At 67.7% G+C, this 26,700-nt stretch carries 30 protein-coding genes and 1 tRNA gene; 9 read left to right on the plus strand and 22 right to left on the minus strand.

Going from position 1 to position 26,700, the window contains the following annotated elements:
- On the minus strand, window positions 1–709 hold a 709-nt coding region (locus tag AX750_RS06650), incomplete at its 3' end, for a radical SAM protein (protein WP_156446659.1).
- A gap of 134 nt (window positions 710–843) precedes the next feature.
- Between AX750_RS06650 and AX750_RS06655 the strand changes: the two genes are divergently transcribed.
- Window positions 844–1,212, plus strand: coding sequence for a DUF971 domain-containing protein (locus AX750_RS06655; protein ID WP_066725062.1), 369 nt, complete (start codon window positions 844–846; stop codon window positions 1,210–1,212).
- 21 nt (window positions 1,213–1,233) lie between these two features.
- Here AX750_RS06655 and hpxZ read toward each other — a convergent pair whose 3' ends face one another.
- The 4 genes from hpxZ to AX750_RS06675 all read right to left on the minus strand — a co-directional run bounded on the left by hpxZ (window position 1,234) and on the right by AX750_RS06675 (window position 3,937).
- Window positions 1,234–1,638: an oxalurate catabolism protein HpxZ gene (hpxZ, locus tag AX750_RS06660; protein WP_066725063.1), complete on the minus strand. Its 405-nt coding sequence runs from the start codon at window positions 1,636–1,638 to the stop codon at window positions 1,234–1,236.
- Window positions 1,635–2,807 carry an amidase gene (locus tag AX750_RS06665; RefSeq protein ID WP_066725066.1) on the minus strand — a complete coding sequence of 391 codons (1,173 nt, stop codon included), beginning with the start codon at window positions 2,805–2,807 and terminating at the stop codon, window positions 1,635–1,637. The genes hpxZ and AX750_RS06665 overlap by 4 nt, the downstream gene beginning before the upstream one ends.
- Before the next feature lie 117 nt (window positions 2,808–2,924).
- Window positions 2,925–3,503: a L,D-transpeptidase gene (locus tag AX750_RS06670; RefSeq protein WP_066725069.1), complete on the minus strand. Its 579-nt coding sequence runs from the start codon at window positions 3,501–3,503 to the stop codon at window positions 2,925–2,927.
- A gap of 182 nt (window positions 3,504–3,685) precedes the next feature.
- Window positions 3,686–3,937 (minus strand): hypothetical protein, encoded by a 252-nt coding sequence (locus tag AX750_RS06675; RefSeq protein WP_066725071.1) that lies wholly within the window; start codon window positions 3,935–3,937, stop codon window positions 3,686–3,688.
- Window positions 3,938–4,125: 188 nt separating this feature from the next.
- Here AX750_RS06675 and AX750_RS06680 point away from each other — a divergent pair, with 188 nt between their 5' ends.
- Both AX750_RS06680 and AX750_RS06685 read left to right on the plus strand, forming a co-directional pair.
- A complete protein-coding gene (locus tag AX750_RS06680; RefSeq protein ID WP_066725073.1) occupies window positions 4,126–5,136 on the plus strand; it encodes an ornithine cyclodeaminase family protein in 1,011 nt (336 codons plus the stop codon).
- On the plus strand, window positions 5,133–5,936 hold the full coding sequence (locus AX750_RS06685) for a PhnD/SsuA/transferrin family substrate-binding protein (RefSeq protein WP_066725074.1): 804 nt from the start codon (window positions 5,133–5,135) through the stop codon (window positions 5,934–5,936). Before AX750_RS06680 ends, AX750_RS06685 begins: the two co-directional genes overlap by 4 nt.
- A 147-nt stretch (window positions 5,937–6,083) precedes the next feature.
- Here AX750_RS06685 and AX750_RS06690 read toward each other — a convergent pair whose 3' ends face one another.
- From AX750_RS06690 to cyoA, 14 genes are all read right to left on the minus strand, one after another.
- Complete coding sequence (locus tag AX750_RS06690) at window positions 6,084–7,037, minus strand: ABC transporter ATP-binding protein (RefSeq protein ID WP_066725076.1); 954 nt, start codon at window positions 7,035–7,037, stop codon at window positions 6,084–6,086.
- A complete protein-coding gene (locus tag AX750_RS06695; RefSeq protein ID WP_066725078.1) occupies window positions 7,034–7,669 on the minus strand; it encodes an ABC transporter permease in 636 nt (211 codons plus the stop codon). The genes AX750_RS06690 and AX750_RS06695 overlap by 4 nt, the downstream gene beginning before the upstream one ends.
- A complete protein-coding gene (locus AX750_RS06700; RefSeq protein WP_066725081.1) occupies window positions 7,669–8,298 on the minus strand; it encodes an ABC transporter permease in 630 nt (209 codons plus the stop codon). The genes AX750_RS06695 and AX750_RS06700 overlap by 1 nt, the downstream gene beginning before the upstream one ends.
- Complete coding sequence (locus tag AX750_RS06705; protein WP_197426709.1) at window positions 8,295–9,773, minus strand: aromatic amino acid lyase; 1,479 nt, start codon at window positions 9,771–9,773, stop codon at window positions 8,295–8,297. The genes AX750_RS06700 and AX750_RS06705 overlap by 4 nt, the downstream gene beginning before the upstream one ends.
- Before the next feature lie 80 nt (window positions 9,774–9,853).
- A complete protein-coding gene (locus tag AX750_RS06710; RefSeq protein WP_066725087.1) occupies window positions 9,854–10,738 on the minus strand; it encodes a glycine betaine ABC transporter substrate-binding protein in 885 nt (294 codons plus the stop codon).
- A gap of 130 nt (window positions 10,739–10,868) precedes the next feature.
- Window positions 10,869–11,531: a DUF1684 domain-containing protein gene (locus tag AX750_RS06715; RefSeq protein WP_082735210.1), complete on the minus strand. Its 663-nt coding sequence runs from the start codon at window positions 11,529–11,531 to the stop codon at window positions 10,869–10,871.
- A 144-nt stretch (window positions 11,532–11,675) separates the two neighbouring features.
- Complete coding sequence (locus AX750_RS06720) at window positions 11,676–12,788, minus strand: endonuclease/exonuclease/phosphatase family protein (protein WP_066725090.1); 1,113 nt, start codon at window positions 12,786–12,788, stop codon at window positions 11,676–11,678.
- 142 nt (window positions 12,789–12,930) lie between these two features.
- Entirely contained in the window at window positions 12,931–13,464 is a 534-nt protein-coding gene (locus AX750_RS06725) for a response regulator transcription factor (RefSeq protein WP_066725093.1), read from the minus strand.
- Window positions 13,461–14,708 (minus strand): ATP-binding protein, encoded by a 1,248-nt coding sequence (locus tag AX750_RS06730; protein ID WP_245282330.1) that lies wholly within the window; start codon window positions 14,706–14,708, stop codon window positions 13,461–13,463. The genes AX750_RS06725 and AX750_RS06730 overlap by 4 nt, the downstream gene beginning before the upstream one ends.
- A 40-nt stretch (window positions 14,709–14,748) precedes the next feature.
- Window positions 14,749–15,447, minus strand: coding sequence for an SURF1 family protein (locus tag AX750_RS06735; protein WP_245282334.1), 699 nt, complete (start codon window positions 15,445–15,447; stop codon window positions 14,749–14,751).
- 56 nt (window positions 15,448–15,503) lie between these two features.
- Window positions 15,504–15,887, minus strand: coding sequence for a cytochrome o ubiquinol oxidase subunit IV (gene cyoD / locus AX750_RS06740; protein WP_066725100.1), 384 nt, complete (start codon window positions 15,885–15,887; stop codon window positions 15,504–15,506).
- Window positions 15,884–16,516, minus strand: a complete 633-nt coding sequence (cyoC, locus tag AX750_RS06745; protein ID WP_066725316.1) for a cytochrome o ubiquinol oxidase subunit III — start codon at window positions 16,514–16,516, stop codon at window positions 15,884–15,886. Before cyoC ends, cyoD begins: the two co-directional genes overlap by 4 nt.
- A gap of 4 nt (window positions 16,517–16,520) precedes the next feature.
- Window positions 16,521–18,530, minus strand: a complete 2,010-nt coding sequence (gene cyoB / locus AX750_RS06750; protein WP_066725103.1) for a cytochrome o ubiquinol oxidase subunit I — start codon at window positions 18,528–18,530, stop codon at window positions 16,521–16,523.
- A gap of 13 nt (window positions 18,531–18,543) precedes the next feature.
- Complete coding sequence (gene cyoA, locus AX750_RS06755) at window positions 18,544–19,740, minus strand: ubiquinol oxidase subunit II (protein ID WP_066725105.1); 1,197 nt, start codon at window positions 19,738–19,740, stop codon at window positions 18,544–18,546.
- A gap of 183 nt (window positions 19,741–19,923) precedes the next feature.
- On the opposite strand from cyoA, the gene AX750_RS06760 reads away from it, so the two are divergent.
- The gene (locus AX750_RS06760; protein ID WP_156446662.1) at window positions 19,924–21,246 is read left to right on the plus strand and encodes an MFS transporter; all 1,323 of its coding nucleotides are present in this window, start codon (window positions 19,924–19,926) and stop codon (window positions 21,244–21,246) included.
- Here the strand turns inward: AX750_RS06760 and AX750_RS06765 are convergent.
- Window positions 21,200–21,682: a DUF1810 domain-containing protein gene (locus AX750_RS06765; protein WP_066725111.1), complete on the minus strand. Its 483-nt coding sequence runs from the start codon at window positions 21,680–21,682 to the stop codon at window positions 21,200–21,202. The genes AX750_RS06760 and AX750_RS06765 overlap by 47 nt on opposite strands.
- 80 nt (window positions 21,683–21,762) lie before the next feature.
- Here AX750_RS06765 and AX750_RS06770 point away from each other — a divergent pair, with 80 nt between their 5' ends.
- Entirely contained in the window at window positions 21,763–22,029 is a 267-nt protein-coding gene (locus AX750_RS06770) for a hypothetical protein (protein ID WP_066725119.1), read from the plus strand.
- Between the two features lie 56 nt (window positions 22,030–22,085).
- Here AX750_RS06770 and AX750_RS06775 read toward each other — a convergent pair.
- Both AX750_RS06775 and gph read right to left on the minus strand, forming a co-directional pair.
- Window positions 22,086–22,160 (minus strand) — tRNA-Val (locus AX750_RS06775).
- A gap of 37 nt (window positions 22,161–22,197) precedes the next feature.
- Window positions 22,198–22,911, minus strand: coding sequence for a phosphoglycolate phosphatase (gene gph, locus AX750_RS06780; RefSeq protein WP_066725122.1), 714 nt, complete (start codon window positions 22,909–22,911; stop codon window positions 22,198–22,200).
- A 190-nt stretch (window positions 22,912–23,101) separates the two neighbouring features.
- Here gph and AX750_RS06785 point away from each other — a divergent pair, with 190 nt between their 5' ends.
- From AX750_RS06785 to AX750_RS06800, 4 genes are all read left to right on the plus strand, one after another.
- On the plus strand, window positions 23,102–23,443 hold the full coding sequence (locus AX750_RS06785; RefSeq protein WP_245282335.1) for a hypothetical protein: 342 nt from the start codon (window positions 23,102–23,104) through the stop codon (window positions 23,441–23,443).
- Between the two features lie 142 nt (window positions 23,444–23,585).
- Window positions 23,586–25,037, plus strand: coding sequence for an NAD-dependent succinate-semialdehyde dehydrogenase (locus AX750_RS06790; RefSeq protein ID WP_066725124.1), 1,452 nt, complete (start codon window positions 23,586–23,588; stop codon window positions 25,035–25,037).
- Window positions 25,038–25,158: 121 nt separating this feature from the next.
- On the plus strand, window positions 25,159–25,860 hold the full coding sequence (gene rpiA, locus AX750_RS06795; RefSeq protein WP_066725126.1) for a ribose-5-phosphate isomerase RpiA: 702 nt from the start codon (window positions 25,159–25,161) through the stop codon (window positions 25,858–25,860).
- A gap of 234 nt (window positions 25,861–26,094) precedes the next feature.
- Window positions 26,095–26,613 carry a DUF2059 domain-containing protein gene (locus AX750_RS06800; RefSeq protein ID WP_066725128.1) on the plus strand — a complete coding sequence of 173 codons (519 nt, stop codon included), beginning with the start codon at window positions 26,095–26,097 and terminating at the stop codon, window positions 26,611–26,613.
- Window positions 26,614–26,700 lie beyond the last annotated feature (87 nt).

The following is a 26,700-nucleotide window of genomic DNA, read 5'->3' on the forward strand; positions in this document are numbered from 1 at the left end:
CCCGCACCACCGAGAGCGGCAGGAACTGGTCGATGCGGCCCGGCTCGATCTCGCCGAGCGGCATCACCTCGATCAGGGTCAGGTCCATGCCGAGACCATGAGCCCAAATCATCAGGCTCTCGATCTCGTCCTCGTTGACGCCCTTGAGTGCGACCGCGTTGATCTTGACCCGCATCCCGGCCTTGCGCGCCGCCTCGATGCCGCCCAGCACCTTGTCGAGATCGCCCCAGCGCGTGATCTGGCGGAACTTGTCGGGCTCGAGCGTGTCGAGCGAGACATTGATCCGCCGCACGCCGTAATCGGCCAGTTCCTGCGCATAACGGTCGAGCAGCGAGCCGTTCGTGGTCAGGGTCAGTTCCTCGAGCGCGCCCGAGGTCAGGTGGCGCGAGAGCGAGCGGAACAGGCTCATTACGTCGCGCCGCACCAGCGGTTCGCCGCCGGTCAGGCGGAGTTTCCGCGTGCCGCGCGCGATGAAGGCGGTGGCGAGGCGGTCGATCTCCTCCAGCGTCAGCAGGTCGCGCTTCGGCAGGAAGGTCATGTCCTCGGACATGCAATAGACGCAGCGGAAATCGCAGCGATCCGTCACCGAGATCCGCAGATAGGAGATGTCGCGTCCGAACGGATCGGTCAGCACCGGCCGCGCCAGCGGCGCGATCCCGGACTTGGTGGCGTTATCAGGCAGAGGGCTGTCGAGAAGCACGATCGGCATCTGTCCGTTCAGTGGCGGGGTCTGAGGCGGGGCGTCGCCCACCCTGCCATTGCGTTAAGCCGGAGACATTGGCATTGCAGCCGCCGAGGTCAAGCGGGTGCGATCGTCGCGGACCGTCAGCGGAGAGCCCCATCATGTCGTCCTGGCCGACCGAAATCCGTCTCTCGAAGGACCGCCGCACCCTGCACGTCACCTTCGACGACGGGGCGAGCCATGCGCTGGCCGCGGAACTGCTGCGGGTCGAGAGCCCCTCGGCCGAGGTGCAGGGCCATGGCCCGACCCAGAAGAAGACCATCCCCGGCAAGCGCGAGGTCGAGATCCTCAAGGTCGAGCCGGTCGGTCACTATGCCGTGAAGCTGACCTTCGACGACATGCACGACACCGGCATCTTCGGCTGGGACTATCTGCGCGAGCTCGGCGAGACGGGCGAGGCGAAGTTCCAGGCTTACCTCGACGCGCTGGAGGCGCAGGGCCTCTCGCGCGAGCCGCTGCGCCGCCGCTAAGGCCTCCCTCGGGCCTGCGGCTCAGTAGAGCTTCAGCCCGTCCATTGTCGAGACATGGGCCGAGATCACCTTCCAACCCAGCTCCGGAAAGCGCACCCAGCTCTGGCTCTGCCGGCCGATCAGGTCGCGCCCGCGCACCTTGAACTCGAGGTTCACGGTGGCGATGTCGCGGCCCAGCGTCAGGATCTCCAGACGGATTCGCTTTTCCTTGATGCCCGGTCCGGGCGGGCGCGCGACGCGGTGGGCATGGATCTCGTCGAAGCCGTAGCCGTTCTCGTGCAGCGCGTAGCGGATCGTGTGCGGGCTGTTCCAGAAGGTCGCGTCGAGGACATCGACGTTCTTGTCGATCAGCGCCTGCTCATAGGCCTCGAACAGCGCCGAGACCTCGGCGACGACTTCCGGCAGGTTGGGGGTGAGATCGGTCATGCGGCTTCTCCCATGGCGCGTGCGACGGCGATCAGCGTGGCATCCGTGCCGCGTCCGCCGATGATGGAGAGGCCAACGGGGGCCCCGTTCACGGTCGCGCCGGGCAGGCTGACCTGCGGCGAGCCGGTGAGTCCGCCTTGCGCGCACAGGCAGCTGATCCGGTCCTTGAGCGGCTGAAGCACGGGCTGAGAAAGCCCACGCAGCGGCGCCGGGAAGGCCGTCGTGGGCAGGCACAGGATGGTGCCCGGCGGCAGTAGATGGCGCAGCCGTGCGCGTGCCTCGAGCCGCATCATCTCCGCCCATTGCCGCTCGCCTTCGGGCATCCTCGCGCCGTTGAGGAGGCCGGCGACGACGCTGAAGGCCATGCGCGGATTGGCCGTCTCGACCCATTGACGGAAGGTATTCCAGGCCTCGACCGGTTGCAGCGTCCGCTGCGCCCGCGCCCAGACGGACAGGCCCTGCGGCGCCATGATATCCTCGCGCACCTCGCCGACGATCCGGCTCAGACGCGTGACCATGGGCTGCAGCGCCTCCGCCACCTCGGGGTCGGCGAAGGCGAAGGCATCCGTCGCGATCAGCAGCCGCGTCGGCAGCGCGCCCGGCGCCTCGCCGAGCAGGACGGTCGAGACGCGGGCGAAGGTCTCGCCATCGCGCGCGAACCAGCCCGTGGTGTCGGAACTCGGCGCCTGCGGCAGCATACCGGTCGTGTCCAGCCGGCCATGGGTCGGGCGGATGCCATAAAGCCCGCAGAAGCTCGCCGGCACGCGCACCGAGCCGCCCGTATCGGTGCCGAGCGCGGTGTCGCAGAGCCCCGCGGCGACGGCAGCCGCCGAGCCGGAGGAGGAGCCGCCCGGGACCCGCTCGGGCGCCGCGCTGTTGATCGGTGTGCCGTCGAAGGCGTTCTCGCCGAGGATGCCGAGCGAAACCTCGTCGGTGATCGTCTTGCCGACGAAGCTGGCACCGGCATCGAGCAGGGTCTGGACGGCCCAGGCGTGGCGCTGGGGGACCGGATGGGCCAGCGCCCAGTCATGGTTGCCGCCGCCGGTCGGCAGTCCGGCGACGTCGAACAGGTCCTTGACCGCGAAGCTCAAGCCGTCGAGCGGCCCGCCGGCTTGACCGGCGATCGGCACCATCGTGCCGGATACGAAAGCGTTGACGGTGTCGTCCATGATCAATCCTGCCGAGGTTCGGGCTTGCCTGCTCGCAAGCAGGATGCCAGCCGGGGGCGCCAAAACGAAAGGGCCGCCCCGGAGGACGGCCCTTGCATGGGATGCAGAGGTTTCGGTTCAGCGCGCGACGACGACGCGGGTGCCGACCTTCACGCGCTCGTAGAGGTCGATCACGTCCTCGTTCAGCATGCGGATGCAGCCGGAGGAGACCGCCTGGCCGATCGTCTCCGGCTCGTTCGAGCCGTGGATGCGGTAGAGGGTCGAGCCGAGATAGAGCGCGCGGGCGCCCATCGGGTTCTCCGGACCGCCGGGCATGAAGCGCGGCAGATCGGGGCGGCGCTTCAGCATCTGGGCCGGGGGCGTCCAGGTCGGCCATTCCTGCTTGCGGGTGATGGTCTGGGCGCCGGCCCAGTCGAAGCCAGGGCGGCCGACGCCGACGCCGTAGCGCATCGCCTTGCCATCGGGCATCACGAGATAGAGGCGACGCTCGCTGGTGTTGATCACGATGGTGCCCGGGCGATGCTTGCCGTCATAGGACACGATCTCACGCGGGATGGCGGTGGCCTGCGCCTTGGCCGGATCCTCGAACACGAACAGCGGCTGGCGCGTCAGCGGGTCGATCTCGGCACGGGCGGTGGTCGCGAGGGCGAGCAGGCCAAGACCACTCAGTGTGGCCATACGGAAGAAGCGGTTCATCGGGACCTCGGGCAGCGGCGGGCGGGGACGGCAAAAAGCTGACGCGAAAACGTCAACATCTCCTCAATTTCCTGTCAGAGTCCGGCCACAGGTGCAATCCGGCGGGCATCACATCGGTGCGATCCCGGCGGCCTTTGCGGGGCCTCGTTGCGCGTCTGCAACATGACGCCGGGAGCGCGCCGTCAGGTGTCGAGATCGGCGATGCCGAAGGTCTGCAGCAGCTGCTTCCGGTCCATGCAGCTGACGTCGTAGGTGACCTCGCGGCCCTTGAATTCCGGCCGCTGGCCGAGCTTGCGGGTCATCTCCGTGGCGATCGCGTCGATCCGCGCCTCGCAGGCCTCGATGCTGGTGAACTGCGTCTCCGCGACGCGGGCGGAGGTGCATTTCGGCTCGCCGGCGACGCAGGCGAGAATGATCATGGTGAAGGCGTCCACGCGCTATCCTCTCGGATCGTGATGTTCCCCCGTCGGGACGGCAGCAAGTTCCTTGCCAGCGGCGCCCGAGCCTGAAGGCGATGCGCCTGCTGCGCATGCGCCGTCCTCGCGAAAGGCCGGAGCAGGGGCGCGAAGCCGTGTATGCTCGGCCTTCACCCGCCCCCGACCCCCTTGCCGAGGTTCGCCGCGTGTCCCACCCGCCGCTTTACATCGACTTCCTCAACGCGCTCGACGTCGAGGCGCTGAAGCTCACCGATGCGGAAATCATTGCCGCCGTCGAGGCAGGTCTTGCCGCCCAGGGCCGCGGCCAGACCGAGATCGAGCCGCGCGTCCATCTGATGCCGAAGGCCGGCGCCAGCGGTCACTTCAACGTGCTGCGCGGCGCCTTCCGCGCCCCGATCGCCCGCGCCGGGGTCAAGGTGATCGGGGACTTCGTCGACAACTACAAGCAGGGCCTGCCCTCAGAGATGGGCCTGCTGCTGTTGATGGATCCGCTGACCGGTGTCCCCACCGCGATCGTCGACGGCAGCCATCTGACTGATATGCGCACCGGCGCCATCACCGCGATCGGCGCCAGATATCTCGCCCGCAAGGGCTCGAAGGTGCTGGGCCATGTCGGCGCGCGCGGCACGGCTTACTGGAACGTCCGGCTGCTCGACTCCCTGTTCGATTTCGACGAGATCCGCGTCCATTCCCGTCGCCCGGAAAGCCGCGACGCCTTCGGGGCCCGCCTCTCGGCCGATCTCGGCAAGCGCGTGGTCGTGACGCAGGACTGGCGGAGCTGCGTCGAGGGCGCCGACATCGTCGTCGAGGCCTCCCGGCTGACTGCGCCCGAGCCGATGCTGAAGACGGACTGGATCAAGCCCGGCGCCTTCGTCGTGCCCTACGGCACGATGAGCGCGGTCGAGTTGTCGCTGACCGACATCATGGACAAGCTCGTCGTCGACGATTGGGGCCAGTGCAAGGGCGGCCCCTTCGGCAGCCTGCGCGCCCATGTCGAGGCCGGCAAGCTCTCGGAGCAGACCCTCCATGCCGAGATGGGCCAGATCGTCGCCGGGTTGAAACCCGGCCGCGAGAGCGAGGACGAGACCATCCTGTTCTGGCATCGCGGCCTCTCGCTCTCGGACATCGCGCTCGGCCATTTCATGCTGCAGAAGGCGAAGACCATGGGGCTCGGCCAGAGGCTGCGCTACGCGTGAGCCTCATCGCCAACGCCCGCATGTATGCCGTCGATGCCGCGACGGCGGCCAACTGGACGGCGCTCTTCGCCCGGATCGCGGAGACGGCCGGCGTTCCGCTTACCGTCATCCCGCATGCCGCGCCGGCGCCGCTGGAGGACCTCTGGCGGCGCGACGATCTCGGCCTCGCCTTCATCTGTGGCTACCCCTTCGCGCGCGGTGGTTTCCCCGTAAGGCTTGTCGCCGCGCCCGTTCCCGCCTCGGGCGATGGGCGCCCGCTCTACGCGAGCCATCTCGTTGTGCGGGCCGACAGCGACATCGCCACGCTCGTGGACAGTTTCGGCCGCCGCCTCGGCTGGACGGTCGCGCATTCGCAATCGGGCTTCAACGCGCTGCGGACCCACCTCCTGCCGCACTGGCAGGCGAGGGGACGGCTCTATGCGAAGAGCATCGGGCCCTTGCTGACACCGCGGCGGGTGATCGACGCGCTGCTGGCCGAGGAGATCGATCTCGGCCCGCTCGATTCCTATTTCCACGACCTGCTGCTGGCGGCCGAGCCGGACACCGCCTCGCGCTTGCGCATCGTCGAAACGACCGCTCCCCGGCCGATGCCGCTGCTGGTGGCGTCGGACGGGCTCGGGGAGGCGCTCGTCGCGCGGTTGCAGGCGGCGCTGCTGGCCGCGCATCAGGACGAAGAGGGACGCGCGATCCTCGCCCGGCTCGGGCTATCGGGCTTTGCTGCCGTCGAGCCGCAAGGCTACCGCGTGCTGGTCGAAGAGGCGGATGCAGCGGATAGCGCGGGTTATCGCCAACCGGGCTAACGCCAATACGGTGGCTACTGAACCTCTCCGTCATCCCGGACAAGCGGCGAAGCCGCGCAGATCCGGGATCCATCGGAGAGCGCGGCGCCCTTCGATGGATCCCGGCGCTCCGCTTCGCTTCGGCCGGGATGACGGCGAGGGTGGAATTCAGGACAGTGTCGTCTCCGCGCTCCGCGCCCGGATGCCCGCCAGCGTGATCTGCCCCAGCGTCGCGCCGTCCTCGCTGCGGATCGTCGCGGCATCGCGGCCCTCGGCCAGCAGCGCCGACAGCACCTCGCGCACCGAGAGCGTGCCCGGCAGCGCAAAGCCGTCCGCCGCCTCGCCGGGCTCGACGGCTTCCGTCGCGCGCACCAGCGAGAGCCGGCGCAGGGCCCGGTCGGCGCCGACGAAATCGGCGACGAAGTCGTTGGCGGGCGCCGCCAGCAGCCGGTCGGGCGTGTCGTACTGGACGAGCCGCCCGTCCTTCAGGATGGCGACGACGTCGCCCATGCGGATCGCCTCGTCGATGTCATGGGTGACGAGGATCACCGTCTTGTTCAGCCGCTTCAGGATGGCGAGGAATTCCTCCTGCAGCCGCCCGCGCACGATCGGGTCGACGGCGCCGAAGGGCTCGTCCATCAGCATCACCGGCGGATCGGCGGCGAGCGCACGCGCCACGCCGACGCGCTGGCGCTGCCCGCCCGAGAGATGGCGCGGATAGCGGTCGAGGAACTGCCCGGGATCGAGCCCGACGAGGTCCAGCATCTCCGCGATGCGCGCCTTGATGCGCGCCGGCTCCCAGCCCAGCAGCTTGGGCACGGTCGCCACGTTCTGCGCGATCGTCATGTGCGGGAACAGGCCGATCTGCTGGATGACGTAGCCGATATGGCGGCGCAGCGCGACCGGATCGGCCTGGGTGACGTCGCGGTCGCCGACGAAGATGCGCCCCGAAGTCGGCTCGATCAGCCGATTGACCATCCGCATGGTCGTGGTCTTGCCGCAGCCGGACGGGCCGATCAGCACGCAGACCTGTCCGCTCTCGATCGTCAGGTCGAGCGCGTCCACCGCCGGCCTGGCGACGCCGGGGAACAGCTTGGTGACCTTTTCCAGCCGGATCGTCATGAGGCTCCCATCCGCAGCTGGCGTGTCATCAGGCGCTCGATCCCCGCAAAGCCGATCTCGACCGTGAGCGCGAGCAGGGCGACCGCGACGGCGCCGGCGATCAGCTGCGGAAAGTTGAAATTCGCCATGCCGGCCGTGATCAGCTCGCCGAGCCCCCCGCCGCCGATGAAGGCGGCGAGCGTCGCAGCCGAGACGATCTGCACCGCCGCGGTGCGGATGCCGGCGAAGATCACCGGCAGCGCCAGCGGAATCTCGATGCGCGTCATTACTTGGGCGTCAGAGAAGCCCTGTCCGCGCGCGGCGTCGACGATGTCGGCATCGACCTCGGTCAGGCCGGTATAGGTGTTGAGCAGCAGCGCCGGCAGCCCGTAGAGCGTCAGCGCCACCACCGAGGGCAGGAAGCCGGTGCCCAGCAGCGGCAGCATGATCACCAGCAGGGCGAGCGACGGCACCGTCCGCAGGATGTTGACGATCGCCATAGCGGCGTTGGCGAAGCGGCGCTGGCGCGTCAGCAGCAGGCCGAGCGGCAGCGCGATCAGCAGCACGGCGGACAGCGCCACGCCGGTCAGCCAGAGATGGTTCTGGAGCGCGACGATGAAGATTTTGGGGTTGGCGGCGATCCACTGGGCCATCAGGCGGCCTCCGCCTGGCTGGCGCGCAGCCGCAGCTCGACCCGGCGCAGGCTCTCGTCGCAGAACACCGCCAGCGCCGAGGTCACGACCGCGCCGACCACAACCTTCTCGCCGAAATCCTGGGTGATGCCCTGGAAGATGATGTCGCCGAGTCCGCCGGCATTGATGAAGGCGGCCACCGTCGCGACCGACACCTGCGTGACGACGGTGATGCGGATGCCGGCGATGATGACGGGGAGCGCCAGCGGCAGCTCGATCGCGAAGAGCCGGCGCCACTTGCCATAGCCCATGCCGTCGGCGGCATCGAGGATGTCGGGCGCGATCTCCTGCAGGCCGGTCGCGACATTGCGGATGATGATCAGGAGCGCATAGGCGACGAGCGCCACGATCGCCGGCCAGAAGCCCAAGCCCAGATAGGGGATCAGCAGCGCGAAGATCGCCAGAGCCGGCACGGTGTAGAGCGCGCCCGAAACCAGCAGCACGACAAGCGCGAAGCCCGGCCGCCGCGCCGAAAGCACGCCGAGCGGCAGGCCGATGGCGAGCGCGATCGCCAGCCCGACGCCGACGAGCTGGATATGGTCCCACAGCGCGATCAGCAGCCGGTCCCAGTTCTCGATCGTCCAGCTCATAGCTCGATCCCGGTCGGCGCGGCGCTGTCGGCCAGCATCAGCCCGCCGGCCTCTATGGCGAGCGCCAGCGCCTCGTAGTCCCGCCCCATCGGCCGGTCGTCGTCGAGGCGGGCGACATGAGCGCGCACGAAAGCATGCGCAACGGCGGTTCCACGCCCGAGCCTGATGTCGCCGCGCAGATCGACGGCCTCCGCGGCCACCACGAGTTCGACCGCCGCGAGCCGGGTCAGGCGCCGGGCAATGGCCTGCGTCTTCTCGACGATGGCCGGCGTCATCGGCGCATAATCCTCGACGCCGTCGGCCACGGGCAAGGTCATGGCGCCGAGCGGCGAGGCGAGATGGCGGATCTCGGCCTCCAGCGCGGCTGCGGTCTTCTGCGTCGTCGCGAAGCCGGAATGCGAGCCGCCATGCCGCGTCAGGAAGCGCGGCAGATCGCTCATGCCGGCGTTCATCAGCTTGACGATCCTTGCGGCCGAGGTCGCCGCCAGATGGGAGAGCGCAAGACCGGCCGCCTCGAAGGTCAGGGCGAGTTCGGTGGTGTCGAAATTGACGCTGGAGAGCAGGATATCGCGCTCCACCAGCACGGCCGGGCTGTCGGGCGCGCTGGCGAGTTCGTTATCGACGGCGAGGCTCGCGGAGGCGACGGCGTTAATCGCGTGTCCTGCCACGGGAGCAAGGCAGCGGAACGAGATCGGATCCTGTAGCCGCCGTGCGCGGCCCGGCTCGAACAGATCGCTTCCGACCAGAAGATTGCGAAGGAACCTGACGCCGACCTTGTGGCCCGCCATGCCACGCAACGCGTCGAGATCGCGATCGAGCGGCGAGAGATTGGCGCGAAAGCCTTCCAGCGACAGCGCACCCGCGACGAGGGCGGCATCGAGCGCGCTGGCCATCGTCTCGACGGCCAATGCGGCCAGGCCGACGCTCTGGGCATTGGCGTTGAGCAGAGCGAGCCCGTCCTTGGGGCCGAGCACAGGCAACGCGATCCCGGCCGCTGCCATCGCCTCGCCGCCGGGCAGGAGCACGCCCCGGAATTCGCACTCGCCCTCGCCGATCAGCGGCAGGAAGGCCTGCGCCAGCGGGCTGAGATCGGCCTCGCCGAGCGAGCCGATCCGACGCACGATCGGGTGGACGCCGGCATTCAGCATGGCGGCGATCGTCTCGGCCAGTTCAGGCGAGAGGCCCGACGCGCCATGACAGATGGCGACGAGCCGCGCCGCCAGCAGGGCGCGCACCTCGACCGTCGAGAGCGGCTCACCCACGCCGACGGCGCGCGCCCGGATGGCGCGGGCCTGGAAAGCGGGAATGGCGTCCGCGTCGAGCCGGGTATCGACAGCCGCACCGAGCCCTGTCGTCAGGCCGTAGACGCTGTCCCCCCGTGCGAGTGCCCGCAGCACGACCGCGCGTGCGGCTTCGAGCCGTGGCGCGACGCTGTCGTGCAGACGCACCGGCGCGCCGTCGCGCGCAACGGCCACGACCGCCCCGCTCCCGACAGGCGCGCCTCCGAGGATGACGGCGGCGGGCGATGCCTCGGCGCCGGCCGCAGGCACCGCGCTCAGTTCACCAGCCCCTTGGCCTTGAGGAAGGCCGCCGCCACCGTGCGCGGCTCCTTCTTGTCGACCTCGACCTGCCGGTTGAGTTCCTGCATCGTCGGGTTGTCGAGCGCGGCGCCGACCTTTTCGAGGATGCCGACGATCTTTTCGTTGGCGGCGATCTCGGGGCGCACCACGGGGGCGAGGAAATAGGGCGGGAACAGCGCCTTGTCGTCATCGAGCGCGACGAACTTGTCGGCCGCGATCTGCCAGTCGGTCGAGAAGCCGTTGGCGACCTCGATCTGCTTCTGGTTCAGCGCCTCGTAGCGCAGGCGCAGCGCCGCAAACTGCTTGAACTCGGCGAATTCGGCACCATAGACCTCCTTCAGCCCCTTGATGCCGTCGCGACGGTCGACGAATTCCGTGCCCGCGCCGAGCCGGAGCTTGGACGAGGCCTTGCCGAGATCGCTCAGCGTCTTGAGGTTGAACTCCTTGGCGGTCTCCGGCCGGACCACGATCGCATAGCCGTTGTTGATGTTTGACGGCTTCAGCCAGGTCAGGTTGAACTCCTTCTCGTAGAAGGCCTTGACCATGCCGCGGACCTTCTCGGGGTCGGTCTCGGTCACCCCTTGCGCCTTCATCACGGCGTTGAGGCCGGTGCCGGTGTATTCAGGATAGAGGTCGATCGCGCCGCTCTTCAGCGCCTCATGCGCCACCAGCGTGCCGCCGAGATTGATCTTGCGCTCGACCTTGAAGCCGGCGGCTTCCAGTGCGGCGCCGTAGAGCTCGGCGACGATGAACTGCTCGGTGAAGTTCTTCGATCCGATCTTGATCGTCTGCGCGGAGGCTGCGGTCAGGCCGGTCGCGAGGAGGGCTGCAGCCCCGAGAAGCGTTCTGAGAAAGCGCATGGCTGGTTCCTTCGAAGGGCTCATGAGGTCAAGGCTAGCAAGCAGGGGGCGTGATGCAAGGATCGGGCGGGACAAAGACGCGTGATGCTGTCGCACGCTTCCGGAAGAGAAAGATCGCCGTCGGCTGGCGTCAGCCGGCGGCGTTTCGTTCTCCGCCATGGATCGCGACCGTCAGGCGATTCTCGGGCGGCGAGAGCGGGCAGACCCAGGCTTCCGAATAGGCACAGGAGGGGTAATAGGCGAAATTGAAATCGAGGATCAGCCGGCCCGCGCCGTCGCTGCCGAGATCGGCGCTCTTGATCGTGTCGAGCAGGTAGCGCCCGCCGGCGAAACTGTCCCGGCCATTGGTCGCGTCGCCGAAGGGCAGGAAGACTCCGCCGCCATAGCTCTCGATCCAGTACAGCGTGAGTTCCTTGCCGAGCGGCTCCAAAAGCCCATCCGTCAGGGCGAAGGGCAGCAGCGTCATCGTGCCGTCCTTGCCGGCCTCGACGCGGATCACCTCGCGGCCCTGCGCCGGCACGGTCGTCACGGTGAAGCGCAGAGCGGGATCGTAGGCGAAGCAGTCGATGCCGCGGAACTGGGCCCGGCGGGCGGCGGACAGCGGCGATTGCGGATGCTCGCGGAAGAGGCGGTCGCGCACGCTGCGCCAGTGCCGCCAGCCTTCCTCACCATTCATGGCTCGTACCGCCGCGTAAAGGTCGGCAACCTGGCGGCGCCAGTCATGCAACGTGTCGTAGCGCTCGTGCAGCGCCTTGGCCGCATCACTTTCCCGCGGTCCGGCCAGTTCCACCATGCGTCTATTCCCCCCTGCCGTGCCCGCGCGTGACGCATCGTCTCGGGGCGCAACGCATGAAACTGTATCTTGTTGCGGGCAGGATGGGAGGCTTACGAGTCAGCCCCTGTCAGGGGCGGCAGGATCGCATGGCCTGGCGCCGGTTCACAGATCGATGTCGACCCACAAGGCCGCATGGTCGGAGGCCGCATCTTCGGGGCGCTTCAGCTCGGCATAGGCCTCCCATTTCTTCGGCCGCACGCCCGGCCACATCCCCTTCCGGAAGATGCCGCCGCTCCGCACCTTCGCGAACAGCGCCGGCGAGAGGAGGATGTAGTCGATCTTGTTGCCGGCTGAGCTTGCGCCATAGGTGCCCGGAAACCCGCCATCGTCGAAGCTGGGGTGGGCGGAGATATCCTTCAGCGATGTCCCCGCGACCAGCGGCTGCAGCGGCGCGCTGCCGGGCGTGTCGTTGAGATCACCCATCACCGCCACATGCTCGGCCCCGCTTGCGACCAGCCCCTCATAGATCGCCGCGACCCGCTCGGCCTGGGCGCGGCGTCGCGCATTGGAACTCGCCTGGCTGCCGAAGCCCTTGCTCTTGAAGTGGTTGACCATCACCACGAGGCGCGCCCCGCCCGGCGTCGTCAGTTCGAATTCCGGGCAATCCCGCGAGAACACCGGCACGCCCGCCGGCGTCAGATCGTCGACATGGCTGCGCATCGGGCCGATCGGGTAGCCGGCCCGGCTCATCAGCCCGACATCGATGCCGCGCTCGTCATTGCCGTCGATCAGCATGACATGCCGGAAGGGCTGTCCGCCGACCGCCGGCAGAATCTCCTGGTTGAAGGCAGACAGGACCGGGCGGCTTTCGGCCTCGACCACGCCCAGCACATCCGCCTTGAGATCGACCATGACGCGGGCGGTGTTGCGCATCGCGTGCTCGTTGATCGGCTCGTCGCGCAATTCGAGCGAGCCCACCCAGTCCGCGCGGCCATCGGCGACGATCTCGACACCGCCCGCCTGCGGGCGCTTCAGCAGCCCGCCGCGGTTGCGGCGAAGCAGCACGAAGGGGCCGGTGTCTGACTTTTCCATGCCCAGTTCGACGATGAGCGCGGCCATGCGCGTCTTGTCGGTGGCGCTGTAGGAGATCTGGCCGAGCAGCGCGTTAAGCGCTGCGAACCGCTCGAGCACGGGGCGGCCCTCGTCCCAGCTTTCCAGGTTCATCGCCTTGGCGCGGTCGAACAGGTTTTCGACATTGTAGACGGCAAGCCGCATCGCATCCTCCCCCCGGGGTCGAGACGTCGTTCTGGGCAGTGTCCGTGAGCGATGTGACAATCGAGGGAAGAAGGCAGCCAAACAAGGCCGTAACGGCCTGATTCAGCCGCTTCGCCGTCATATATTTGCGGACGACCCCGTCTCAGGTCAGCCGCCGCTTCTCCAGCTTCCGCGCCAGCGTGCGGCGGTGCATCCCCAGCCGCCGGGCGGTCTCGGAGATATTGAAGTCGCTCTCCACCAGCGTCTCGTGGATGCGCTCCCATTCGAGGTTTTTCAGCGACGTCTGGCGCTGGGTCAGCGGCACCTCGGCATCACCCTCGACGCGCTCGAAGGCCGCCTCGATGTCGTCGGTGTTGGCTGGCTTGGCGAGATAGTGGCAGGCCCCGAGCTTGATCGCCTCCACCGCGGTGGCGATGCTGGCGAAGCCGGTCAGCACCACGATTTTCGTCTCGGGGTCGCGCTCGTGCAGCAGCCTGACGCATTCCAGCCCCGAGCCGCCGACCACCTTGAGATCGACCACGGCATAGCCGGGCCTCGCCGTCTCCAGCAGTGCCTGCAGGCTCTCGATGCCGTCGCAATGCTGCACCACATAGCCCCGGCGCTCGAAGGAGCGGCGCAGCACCGGCGCGAAGGCCGGATCGTCCTCCACGATCAGCAGCGTCTTGTCGTCGCTCATCGGGCGTCCTCCTCGGAGACCTGTACGGGCGAGAGGGCGGCGAGGGGCAGGGTCACGGTGACGCAGGCACCCCCTTGGCTGCGGTTGCGCGCGTCGAGCGTGCCGCCGAACTTGCGCATGACATTGCTGACGAGGAACAGGCCCAGCCCGCCGCCGGGCCGGCCCTTGGTCGAGCGGTAGGGCTTGCCGATGCCGGCCAGGATCTCGGGCGGGAAGCCGGGGCCCTCGTCGGCGACAATGATGACGAGGTCCTGACCGCGCCGCTCGACCCGCACCGCCATCGCCTCGGGCGAGGCCTCCTGCGCGTTGTCGAGCAGGTTGCCCAGCACCTGTTTAAGGGCAGGGTCCGAAACGATCTCTGCATCGGGCGCGAAGGCGTTCTCGTAATCGAGCCGGATTGGCGGCCGGTGCGTGCGCCATTGCTCGATCAGCTCGTCGACGAAGTCTCGTACCGTCGTCCAGCCGGGGTTTTCGGCGCGGGTCTCGCCCGAGGACATCAGGATGCCGGAGACGATGGTCTTGCAGCGGTCGAGCTGGGCCTGCATCTCGCCGATCTCGGCGATCAGCTCGGGCTCGGCCTTGAACACCGGCATCCGGCGCCAGTCGTTGAGAATGACGGAGAGTGTCGAGAGCGGTGTGCCAAGCTCATGGGCCGCGCCCGAGGCGAGCAGGCCCATGCGGACGATATGGTCCTCCTCCACGGCGCGCTGGCGCAGATCGGCGAGCTTCTCGTCGCGGATGCGCAGGTTCCGGCTGATCCGCTGCAGGAACAGCACCAGCAGCCCGGCCGCGATCAGAAAGCAGACAAAGACGCCCTGCAGGTAAAGCCGCGGCACGCCGTCATCGAGCTGGACGGGCAGAGCGAGAGGCTGATGCGCGCCCATCAGCAGGACGAAGCCAAGCCCCGCCAGCGCGACCAGCACCCAGGTCGACCACCACTCCAGCAGCACGGCGGCAAGGCCGATCTGGAGCAGATAGAGGAAGATGAACGGGTTGCTCGCGCCGCCGCTGAGATAGAGCTGTGTCGTGAGCGCGCCGAGATCGAACAGCAGAGCGCCGAACAGTTCGCCATTGCGCACATCGGCCGCGACGCGGTGATGGCGGACCAGGCTCGCCAGATTGAGCACGACCAGCAGCAGCAGAACCAGCATCATCTCGCCGAGCGGCAGGGCGATGCCGAGGATGCGGTCGACGAACAGGATCGTCACCACCTGCCCGCCGACGGCGAGCCAGCGCAGCTGCACCAGCAGCAGCAGGTTCTTCTGGTTGGTGGTGTCCTGGAACCTAATCGGCCTGCTCCCGCGCCCGCCGCAGCCTCGCCTCGTGGCGTAGCACGAAGGCGAGAGCGCCCGCGAGCATGGCGGCGAGGGCGAACCAGGTCACGGCATAGACGAGGTGATTGTCCGAAAAGCGGACGACGGTCAGCCCGCCGACGGGAAAGCCGCCCGGATTGGGCGTGGCGTCGGCATCGACGAAATAGGGAGCGACCGGTAACAGACTGCGCGCGGCGGCGATCGCCGCGACGTCGCGGGAGTGCCAGCGATCCTCGGCCGGCGCATTCGCGCGCAGGAAGCCGCCGCCCGGCTCGCTGAGCCGCAGCAGCCCGGTGACGGTGACGGTTCCCTCCGGCAGCGCCTGAGCGCGGCTGGCGCGCTCGCGCCGTTCCGGCGGTACGAAACCGCGATTGACCAGAACGGTGAAGCCGGAGTCGGTGACGAGCGGCGTCAGCAGCCAGGAGCCCGCACCGCGCTCCGTCACGGCCTGCACAAGCGCCTCTCGCTCATGCAGGAAGTGCCCGGTGAGCGAGACGCGGGTGTATTCGGCCTCGGCAATGTTGGCCCAGCCCGCCGGCCCGGGTGCAGCGATGGGGGGAGCGTGGATGCGAGCCTCGACGCGTTCGATCAGCGCCTTCTTCCAGAACAGCCGCTCGACCTGCCAGACCCCGAGACGCGCGAAGCCGACGATCCCCGCGAGCGCGACCAGCGCGACGAGGACGAGCGTCGCGCGCGACCGCGGCGCGCGGGCCGCGGCGGCGGAGGTCACGGCATCTGCCTCATGTCGTGCACCGGCATCATGTTGGTGTTGAGGTGGTACATCACCCACAGCGACCCGGCGAGCGTGATCACCACGACGATCACGGTGAAGACGAGCGCCAGCAGCGTCCAGCCGCCTTCGACGCGGCCGTTCATGTGCAGGAAGTAGATCATGTGCACGACGATCTGGACGACCGCGAAGCCCATCACCACGAAGCCGGTGAGCTGGTTGTTGCCGAGCGCGCCGGACATCACCAGCCAGAACGGGATCGCGGTGAGGATGACCGAGAGCACGAAGCCGGTCATGTAGCCGCGGAAGGAACCGTGGGCCTCGTCCTCGGGATGGGGCTCGTAGCCCGGCTGGTGCTGGGCGTTCGTCTCGGAGCTCATCGCAGCATCCCCATGAGATAGACGAAGGTGAAGACGCCGATCCAGATGACGTCGAGGAAGTGCCAGAACATGCTCAGGCACAACAGCCGCCGGCGGTTGGCGGTGATCAGCCCGTGCCGCGCGACCTGCACCATCAGCACCGTCAGCCAGACCAGGCCGAAGGCGACGTGCAGCCCGTGCGTGCCCACCAGCACGAAGAAGGAGGAGAGGAAGGCGCTGCGCTGCGGCGTCGCGCCGAGCGAGATCAGGTGGTGGAACTCGTAGAGCTCGATGGCGAGGAAGGCGAGGCCGAACAGCCCCGTCACCGCCAGCCAGGCTTGAGTCGCCGCGACCTTGCCCTTCGCCATCTCCAGCATCGCGAAGCCGAAGGTGATCGAGGACAGCAGCAGCATCGCGGTGTTGATCGCGACGAGGTTGAGGTCGAACAAATCCTTCGGCGCGGGACCGGCCGCATAGTTCGCCCCGAGCACGCCGTAGATCGCGAAGAGGATCGCGAAGATCAGGCAGTCGCTCATCAGATAGAGCCAGAAGCCCAGCGGCGTGCTGTGGCCTTCCGGATGCGGGTGCTCGTCCTTGAGATAGAAGACGGGCGCGTCGCCGCCCTGCGGAACGGTCATCGTCGATGCCATGATGTCAGGCTCCCGATCCCGCGAGCAGGCGGGTGCGCGCATTCTCCGCGGCGACGACCTCCTCGACCGGAATGTGGAAATCGCGGTGGTAGTTGAAGCTGTGGGCGATCGCGACAACCAGGATCGCCGCGAAGGACACCGCCGCCAGCCACCAGATGTGCCAGATCAGCGCGAAGCCGAGCGCCACCGAAATCCCCGCCAGCACGAGGCCGGTCGGCGTGTTCTTCGGCATGTGGATCGGCTTGAAGCCATCGACCGGGCGGACATAGCCGCGGCGCTTCATGTCGGTCCAGGCGTCGTTGTCGTGCACCACCGGGGTGAAGGCGAAGTTGTAGGCCGGCGGCGGCGAGGACGTCGCCCATTCCAGCGTGCGCCCGTCCCAGGGGTCGCCGGTCAGGTCGCGTAGCTCGTCGCGCTTCCAGATGCTGTAGGCGATCTGGGCGATGAAGCTGACGATGCCGAGCAGGATGAGGAAGGCGCCGAAGCCCGCGATGACGAACCAGATCTGCAGCGAGGGATCGTCGAAGACGCGCATCCGCCGCGTCACGCCCATCAGCCCGAGCACATAGAGCGGCATGAAGGCGAACAGGAAGCCGAGCGTCCAGAACCAGAAGGAGAACTTGCCCAGCAGCGGGTGCAGGCGGAAGCCGAACGCCTTCGGCCACCAGTAGATCATGCCGGCGAACAGGCCGTAGAGCACGCCGCCGATGATGACGTTGTGGAAATGCGCCACCAGGAACAGGCTGTTGTGCAGCACGAAGTCGGCCGGAGGCACGGCGAGCAGCACTCCGGTCATGCCGCCGATGACGAAGGTCAGCATGAAGGCGATGGTCCACATCATCGGCAGCTCGAAGCGGATGCGGCCGCGATACATCGTGAACAGCCAGTTGAAGATCTTCGCGCCCGTCGGGATCGAGATGATCATGGTCGTGATTCCGAAGAAGGAATTCACGCTCGCGCCCGAGCCCATCGTGAAGAAGTGGTGCAGCCAGACCAGGTAGGACAGGATGGTGATGACCACCGTCGCGTAGACCATCGAGGTGTAGCCGAAGAGGCGCTTGCCCGAGAAGGTCGAGACGACTTCCGAGAAGATGCCGAAGGCCGGCAGGATCAGGATGTAGACCTCAGGATGGCCCCAGATCCAGATCAGGTTCACGTACATCATCGGGTTGCCGCCGAAGTCGTTCGTGAAGAAATTCGTGCCGACATAGCGGTCGAGCGTCAGCAGGGCGAGCACCGCGGTGAGCACCGGGAAGGTCGCCACGATCAGCACGTTGGTGCACAGCGAGGTCCAGGTGAAGACCGGCATCTTCATCAGCGACATGCCGGGGCAGCGCATCTTCACGATCGTGCAGATCAGGTTGATGCCCGATAAGGTCGTGCCCACGCCTGCGATCTGCAGCGCCCAGATGTAGTAGTCGACGCCGACCTCCGGACTGTAGGAGATCCCGGAGAGCGGCGGATAGGCGAGCCAGCCCGTGCGCGCGAACTCGCCGACGAAGAGCGAGATCATCACCAGCACCGCGCCGGCTGTCGTCATCCAGAAGCTGAAATTGTTCAGGAAGGGGAAGGAGACGTCGCGCGCGCCGATCTGCAGCGGCACGACGTAGTTCATCAGCCCCGTCACCAGCGGCATGGCGACGAAGAAGATCATGATCACGCCATGGACGGTGAAGAGCTGGTCGTAGTGATGGGCGTTGAGATAGCCCTCGGACCCGTTGAAGGCGATGGCCTGCTGGATGCGCATCATCACCGCGTCGGCGAAGCCGCGCAGCAGCATCACCAGCCCGAGGATCATGTACATGATGCCGATCTTCTTGTGGTCGACGCTGGTCAGCCAGTCGCGCCACAGCCAGCCCCAGAGCCGGTAATAGGTCAGCGCACCGACGATCGCCGCGCCACCCAGCGCCACGACGGCGAAGGTGGCGACCAGGATCGGCTCGTGGATCGGGAAGGCGGCCAGCGAAAGCTTGCCGAAGATCGGAGAGGTGGCGGCAACGGAAGCGTCGGTCACGGGGATTCTCGCTTCAGGACTGGGACGAACGGGCGAGGCCGAGCAGCTCGGTGAAGGTCTGCGGCCGGCGCGGCGTCATGAGGGAAAACGTCGTCGGGGGAAGCGTCAGGCCCATGCCCCGGATCGGGGTCAGGTCGCGCGGGGTGGTGTCGGGCGGCGCCATCGCCATCATGGCGTTCGCCTCCTCGACCGTGCAGATCGACGCGATGTAGCGCGGCTCCTCGCCGAAGGGCGCCTGGTTGCCACCGCGGCGTGAATACTTGTCATAGGCCAGCGGCAGCGTCGTATGCAGGCCGGCGAGTCCGAGGCCCCCCTTGGCGTCGAGCGCCATCATCTCGCTCATGCACATCTTGCCGGGCTGGACGCAGAGATTGCGGATGGCGTCGAACAGCCGCGGCTCGGTCGCGCCGAAGCGCTGCACCGCGACGTTCTCGCTCGGCCGCTCAAGCTGGAGATAGGCCGCGCGGTCGAGCCGGGCCTCGCTCTCCTTGGTCTTGGCGACCCAGCCCTCGAAATCGCTCTCGCTCATGCCGAGGAAGGAAAAGCGCATGCCGGAGAAGCCGGCGCCGCTGTAATTGGCCGAGAAGCCCTGGTAGCGGCCGGGCCGGTTGATCACGGCATGGAGCCGCGTCTGCATCGCCGGCATCGCGTAGATCTGGCCCGCCAGCGCCGGGATGTAGAAGGAGTTCATCACTGAGGACGAGGTGAGCTTGAAATGGATCGGCCGGTCGACCGGCGCTGCGAGCTCGTTGACGGTGGCGATGCCCTGCTCGGGGTAGATGAACAACCATTTCCAGTCGAGCGCGACGACCTCGACCTCGAGCGGCTTGGTCGTCGCCGGCACCGGCTGGCCGGCCGCGATCCGGTCCAGCTTGCGGTAGGGGTCGAGCAGATGCGTGCCCATCCAGGTCAGCGCGCCCAGCGCGATGATGATCAGGAGCGGCGCGGCCCAGATGACCAGCTCGAGGCCGGTCGAATGGTTCCAGTCCGGCTTGTAGGTCGCCTCCTTGTTGGAGGCGCGGTAGCGCCAGGCGAAGAACACCGTCAGCGCCATCACCGGCACGATGATCAGCAGCATCAGCACCGTCGAGATCACGATCAGGTCGCGCTGCTGCGCGGCGATGTCGCCCGACGGCGCCATGACCACGAGGTTGCAGCCGCCGAGCGCGGCGAGCACGGGAAGCAAAGCGAGGACACGCAGGGGGCTCAAGGCAGACACCTTTCGCTGATCGTCATGCCCGGAGAGCTAGCTGCGGTGCAGCAACGGTAACATTGGACAATTTGCCCAATGCCACCCGCAGGCCCGATGGGGCACTAGGACCGGTGCCGCGGCAGGGTGCGATGCACCATGCCCTCATGAGACCGATGCGCGACGGGACAGATCATGGCTCAGATGCCGACCACGGCGGAACGCGACGCCAGCCATCTCAGCGAGAGTCATGGCGAGGTGAACCCGGGCGAGATGGCGATCGGCGTCATCATCGGCCGCACCTCCGAGTTCTTCGACTTCTTCGTCTATGCCATCGCCTCGGTCATCGTTTTCCCGAAGCTGGTCTTCTCTTTCGCCGATCCGCTGACGGGAACGCTGTATTCCTTCGCGATCTTCGCGTTGGCCTTCATCGCGCGCCCCATCGGCACGGTCATCTTCACCGCGATCGACCGCAAGGCCGGCAAGAGCGCCAAGCTGACGCTGGCGCTGTTCCTGCTGGGCACATCGACCTGCGCCATCGGCTTCCTGCCGAGCTATGAGAGCATCGGCGCGGCCTCGATCTGGCTGCTCGCGCTCGCTCGCATCGGCCAGGGCATCGCGCTCGGCGGCACCTGGGACGGTCTCGCCTCGCTGCTCGCGCTGAACGCCCCCCAGCGCCATCGCGGCTGGTATGCGATGATCCCGCAGCTCGGCGCGCCCTTCGGCCTGATCGTCGCCAGCGGGCTCTTCGCCTTCTTCGTCGGCAATCTCTCGGCCGAGGATTTCTACAGCTGGGGCTGGCGCTACCCCTTCTTCGTCGCCTTCGCGATCAACGTCGTCGCGCTCTTCGCCCGGCTGCGCATGGTGGTGACGCCGGACTACCAGAACCTCTTCGAGACGCGCGAGCTCCAGCCGACCAAGATCGCCGACACGCTGCGGGCCGAGGGGCGCCATGTCGTGATCGGCGCCTTCGCGCCCCTCGCGAGCTTCGCCATGTTCCACATGGTCACGGTCTTCCCGCTCTCCTGGGTCTTCCTGTTCACGCAGGAGGGGCCGGCACGCTTTCTCGTCATCGAGGCCGTGGGCGCGGTTTTCGGCGCGCTCGCTATCGTCGCTTCGGGCCTGATCGCCGACCGGATCGGCCGGCGCGCGCTGCTCGGCGGCTGCGCCATCGCGATCGCGGTGTTCAGCGGCTTTGCGCCGCAGCTCCTCGACGGCGGCTTTGCCGGCGAGCTCGTCTTCATGATCGGCGGCTTCATCCTGCTCGGCCTGTCCTTCGGCCAGTCCTCCGGCTCGGTCGCCTCGGCCTTCTCGCCGACCTATCGCTACACCGGCTCGGCCCTGACCTCCGACCTCGCCTGGCTCTTCGGCGCGGGCTTCGCGCCGCTCGCCGCGCTGGTGCTCTCGACCCAGTTCGGCCTGATCTCGGCCGGCGCCTATCTGCTCTCGGGCGCCGTTGTCACGCTGCTGGCCCTGCGCCTCAACCGCCAGTGGGAGATGCGCCGGGCCGATGAGGGGCGGGGGTGAGGTCGCCCCGCTCGCGCAGCAGAGCAAGCGTCCGCTGATCGGCGGTGCCACCGCAGAGCCGCTCGATCGCTTCCGCAAACAGGTTCGGCCTGCGCTCGGCCGCGAGCGAAAACAGCGTCATGCTGGAGACGAATTTCAGATCGTCCGGCGAGCCGAAAATCGCCCGAAGGTCCCGTCCCTCCAGCGCCAGGACGGCCTCCGTGCAGTCCAGCAAGCGCGCGCCGAGCACGGGATGGGCCAGATAGGCGCGCGCCTCGGCGAGCCCTAATACGCCATAGTGTTGCGCCATCTCGGACGATCCGAGCCCGCGCAGTTGCGGGAACACGAACCACATCCAGTGGCTGCGCTTGCGGCCCTGCCGCAGTTCCGCCAGCGCCTGCGCGTGGACGGCAGCCTGCGCCGCGAGGAAACGCTGCAGATCGAAAGGGTCGCTCATCTCTTCGAGGTGGTGCAGGATCGGACGGATGCAACCCGCCGGGGCTCTGGCAACGCCCCTGGCGGCCCGGGGAGGGCGATATGGCCGAAGACCCGCTCGCCCGGCGCCGCCGCCAGTTCCCGAAGCTGAAGGGCTGGCACCGCAACCGCAGCGGAAACTGGCAGATCGAGATCCGTCAATTCCGGGTGACGATGTTCGAGAACGCGCTCGGCTGGGGCGCCGTGATCAGCCATCCGCGCCGTCCGGAAGGCCGCTTCACGGCCGGCCGATATGGCAGTTTCGTGGAGGCGCAGGACGCCGCGTTCGATCTGCTGGTGCTGCTGGAGAGGCAGCTCGCCGATTGCTGAAGCACAACCACACACAGAATGTGCGGCACATCAGGACCGGATCATCGGGGAAAAAATGGTGGGCGACACAGGGATCGAACCTGTGACCACTCCCGTGTGAAGGGAGTGCTCTACCGCTGAGCTAGTCGCCCGCACCGGCGCCTCTCCTAGTCGGCGCGCGCCGCGTCGTCAAGAATGGGCGGCGACCTTCGAAGGCTCGGCCGCATGGCCGCCGCCCAGCACCTGTCGCACGGCCGCGGGCAGGGCGTCGAAATGCTGGATCACGACATCGGGTTCCAGCGTCTCGATCGGCACGTCGGTATAGCCGAAGGGCACGCAGATCGTCGGGATGCCCGCCGCCTTGGCGGTGGCGATGTCCGTGCGCGAATCGCCGATCATCACGGCGCGCGCGGGATCGCCCCCGGCGGCCTCGATCGTCAGCGTCAGGTGCCGCGGGTCGGGCTTGTGGAAGGGGAAGCTGTCGCGCCCGGCGACCGAGGCGAAGCGCTGGGCGATGCCGAAATGATCGAGGATCAGACGCGTGTGCAGGATCGGCTTGTTGGTGCAGACGGCGAGCAGATAGCCCTCCGCCGCGAGGGCGTCGAGCGCGCCGAGCACGCCGTCGAAGAGATGGCTGTGGGAGGCGACATCCTCCGCATAGATCAGTAGGAAATCCTCGAACAGCCGCTCGAGCGTCTCGGCATCGAGCGGCCGGCCGGAGACGCGAAAGCCGCGCTCGATCAGCGCCCGCGCGCCCGCGCCGACCAGTTCGCGCGCCCGCTCCAGCGGCAGGGCCGGCAGCCCCTCGCGGACCAGGATGACGTTGAGCACGCGCATGATGTCGGGCGCGGTCTCGGCGAGCGTGCCGTCGAGATCGAAGACGACGATCGGGGGCAGGGTCATGGGAAAGGCCGCTCCTGGCGCATGGGTCGCAGCGCTTAAACGGGTTCGCCCGGCTTTTGGCAAGGCGCGCCGGTCCGCCATCCCGGACCGCCGGCACGATGCCATCATCGCCTCCGGCATTGGTGCTATCGTGCCGGCGATTCGTGGAAGGAACAGTATCGTGTCTCGATCCCCCGGACGTTTCGTCACCCTGGTGCTGGGTCTCTGGCTGGCGCTGGCCGGTGTCGCTGTCGCCGCCCCCTTCGATTTCGCGCCCGCGCCCCAGACCGACCTGAACCGCGTCTACCGCGTCGACAAGGCGACCGGCGAGGTCGCCGCCTGCCAGTTCCAGCTCAAGGAGGGCGGCGTCGGCGTCACTGTCTGCTTCCCGCCGGGCGAAGGCGCCGGGGCCCAGGCGCCGAGCGACTACACGCTGATGCCCTCGCGGCACGAGCGCGAAGGCGGCATCTTCCGGGTCAATATCCGCACCGGCGAGATGAGCATCTGCTACGTCTTCGACGACAAGACCGTCTGCACGCCCCAGGCGAAATAGGGCGTCCGCAACATTCGGCCACCGCGGGCCGGCAAAACCGCAGGACCTATGGCGGGCATGCGTCCGCTTGCGGTCGTCAGCCGCGCGGGCTGCATGCTAGACCACGTGAACGCCCTTTCCTTTCGCGTCACGGAAGCCCGCCATGCTGAAGCTGAACGATCCGTCCCTTCTCAAGTCGCAGTGCTATGTCGATGGCGCCTGGATCGGCGAGGGCGTCGATGTGGTCGATAATCCGGCTACGGGCGAGCTGCTCGCGAAGGTGCCGCGCTTCGGGGCGGACGAGACCACGGCCGCTGTCGAGGCCGCCTCGCGTGCCTTCAAGCCCTGGGCGAAGAAGTCAGCCAAGGAGCGCTCGATCATCCTGCGCAAATGGTTCGACCTGATCATGGCGAACCAGGAAGACCTGGCGCAGATCATGACCGCCGAGCAGGGCAAGCCGCTGACGGAATCGCGCGGCGAGGTCGCCTATGCCGCCTCCTTCGTCGAGTTCTACGCGGAAGAGGCCAAGCGCATCTATGGCGAGACGATTCCCTCGCCCTTTCCGAATTCGCGCATCATCATCCAGAAGCAGCCTGTCGGCGTCTGCGCCGCGATCACGCCCTGGAATTTTCCGGCGGCGATGATCACCCGTAAATGCTCGCCGGGGCTGGCCGCCGGCTGCACCTTCGTGGTCAAGCCCGCCCCCGACACCCCGCTGACGGCCTTTGCTCTGATTGAACTCGCCATCCGTGCCGGCTTCCCCAAGGGCGTGCTCAACATCGTCACGGGCGATGCGGTGGCGATCGGCAAGGTCATGACGACACATCCCGCCGTGCGCTTCATCGGCTTCACCGGCTCGACGCCGGTCGGCAAGCTGCTGATGCAGCAGGCGGCATCCACCGTGAAGAAGGTCGGGCTCGAACTGGGCGGTAACGCGCCCTTCATCGTCTTCGACGATGCCGATGTCGATGCTGCCGTGCAGGGCGCCATCGCCGCCAAGTTCCGCAACATGGGTCAGACCTGTGTCTGCACCAACCGCCTCTTCGTGCAGGACGGCATCCATGACGAGTTCGTCGCCAAGTTCGCCGGCGAGGTCGCGAAGATGAAGGTCGGCAACGGCACCGAGGTTGGGGTCGTCCAGGGCCCGCTGATCAACGAGCGCGCCATCGAGAAGGTCGAGCGCCATGTCGCGGATGCCGTCGCCAACGGCGCCAAGGTCGTGGTCGGCGGCAAGCGCCACGCGCTCGGCCGCACCTTCTACGAGCCGACCGTGATCGCCGGTGCCACCACCACCATGCTGATGACGCGCGAGGAGACCTTCGGCCCCGTCGCCCCGGTCTACCGCTTCAGCACGGAGGAGGAGGTCGTCGCGCTCGCCAACGACACGCCCTTCGGGCTGGCCGCCTATTTCTACTCGAAGGATCTCGGCCGTGCCTTCCGCGTCGCCGAGGAGCTCGAATACGGCATGGTCGGCATCAATTCCGCCATGCTCGGTACGGAGGTCGCCCCCTTCGGCGGCGTCAAGGAATCCGGTCTCGGCCGCGAGGGCTCGCTCCACGGCATCGAGGAGTTCGTCGAGATCAAATACATGCTGATGGGTGGCCTCGGGGCTTGAACCCGGCCGCATCCGCCGTCATTGCGGGGACGTCGCGACGCGGCGATCCGGGAGCGGCCAACGCGCCTCCCGTCGGATCGCTGCGCTGCGCTCGCCATGACGTCGCGTTGAGGACAACCCCATGAGCTCCGACGATCTCAAGAAGCAGGCTGCCGCCCGCGCGCTCGAACTCGTGACGCCCGGCATGCAGCTCGGCCTCGGCACTGGCTCGACCGCCAAGCACTTCGTCGATCTGCTCGGCGCACGGGTCGCGGAGGGGCTCGACGTCCTCTGCGTCTCGACCTCGGAGGTCACCGAGGCGCAGGCTCGTGCATTGTCGATCCCGATGTCGACGCTGGACGCGACGCCGGAACTCGACCTCACCATCGACGGCGCCGACGAGGTCGATCGCGAACTGCGCCTGATCAAGGGCGGCGGGGCGGCGCTTCTGCGCGAGAAGATCGTCGCCGCGGCCTCCGCCCGCATGGTGGTGATCGCCGACGACACCAAGCTGGTCGAGCGGCTGGGGCGTTTCCCGCTGCCGATCGAGATCGTTCCTTTCGGCATGGAGGCGACGCGTCGTGCTGTGCTCGCGGCCATGGCGGGGGCAGGGGCGGCGGGCGATCTCGTCCTGCGTCGTAAGGCCGATGGCAGCGTGCTGGTGACCGATGGCGGCCATTGGATCCTCGACGCCCATCTCGGCGAGATTGCTGAGCCCGAGTCACTGTCGACCGCACTCGCCGCGATCCCCGGTGTCGTCGAGCACGGTCTTTTCATTGGCCTCGCCGATGCCGCGATCCTGGCGGGAGCGGCCGGGCTGACCGTCCTGGGCCGGCTGGACTGAGCCGGATCGGGCGCCTGCGCCGTCGCAGCGCGACATCACTGCGCCGTAAAATGCCTTTTCACTCGACGGTCTCATGCTCTAAGGAGACCCGCGATGCGGGCTCCGGTACCGGGGCTTCCTGAGTCGGTGGAAACCGGGCAGGGCTGATTCAACGAATGGCCGGGTCGCCCGCTGGGCGCCGACCGCCACTCCAGCAACGATGGCGCGATCCGGCGCAGGACGAAGGGGCTCATAATGATCCGTCACCATTTCGCCGGCGTGGCCGTCAGCCTGGCGCTCGTGCTCGCCGGGCCGGTTCAGGCGCAGACGGCGGCGCCGCAGGCCCAGACCGAGATTCCTCAGAGCTGGCTCGAGGCCGGTCGCGATGTCGTCGTGCTCTCGGGTCTGGGCGATTCCTTTGACGCGATCTATCGCGAGTTCCGTGAGCGCGTGAGCCAGACCGTCGGCACGACACGCCCCGAGGTCCGCAAGGACATGGAGCAGGTCATCGAGTCGCTGCGGCCCGAGGCCGAGAAGAAGAAGCAGGAGATCGTCGCCTCGGCCGCCTATATCTTCGCCAAGCGGATGAGCGAGGCGGATCTCAAGGAGGTCGCCGCCTTTTTCCGTTCACCGGTCGGGCAGCGGTACAACGCGATGCGCCCGGGCGCGATCGACGAGATTTTCGCCCTGCTGCAGCCCTGGAGCGTGCAAACCAGCAACTTCCTGTTCGACCGCTTCAGCGAAGAGATGCGCAAGCGCGGCCACAAGCTCTGAGCGTTATCGATCTTCAGGGTTGAACGAGGCCGCCGGTCGCCCCGGCGGCTTTCGTCGTTTCGGGATCCGTCGCTGGGGGCGGTGAGC

This window comes from Methylobacterium sp. CCH7-A2 (genome assembly GCF_001557075.1).
Classification (GTDB): Bacteria; Pseudomonadota; Alphaproteobacteria; order Rhizobiales; family Beijerinckiaceae; genus Allobosea; species Allobosea massiliensis.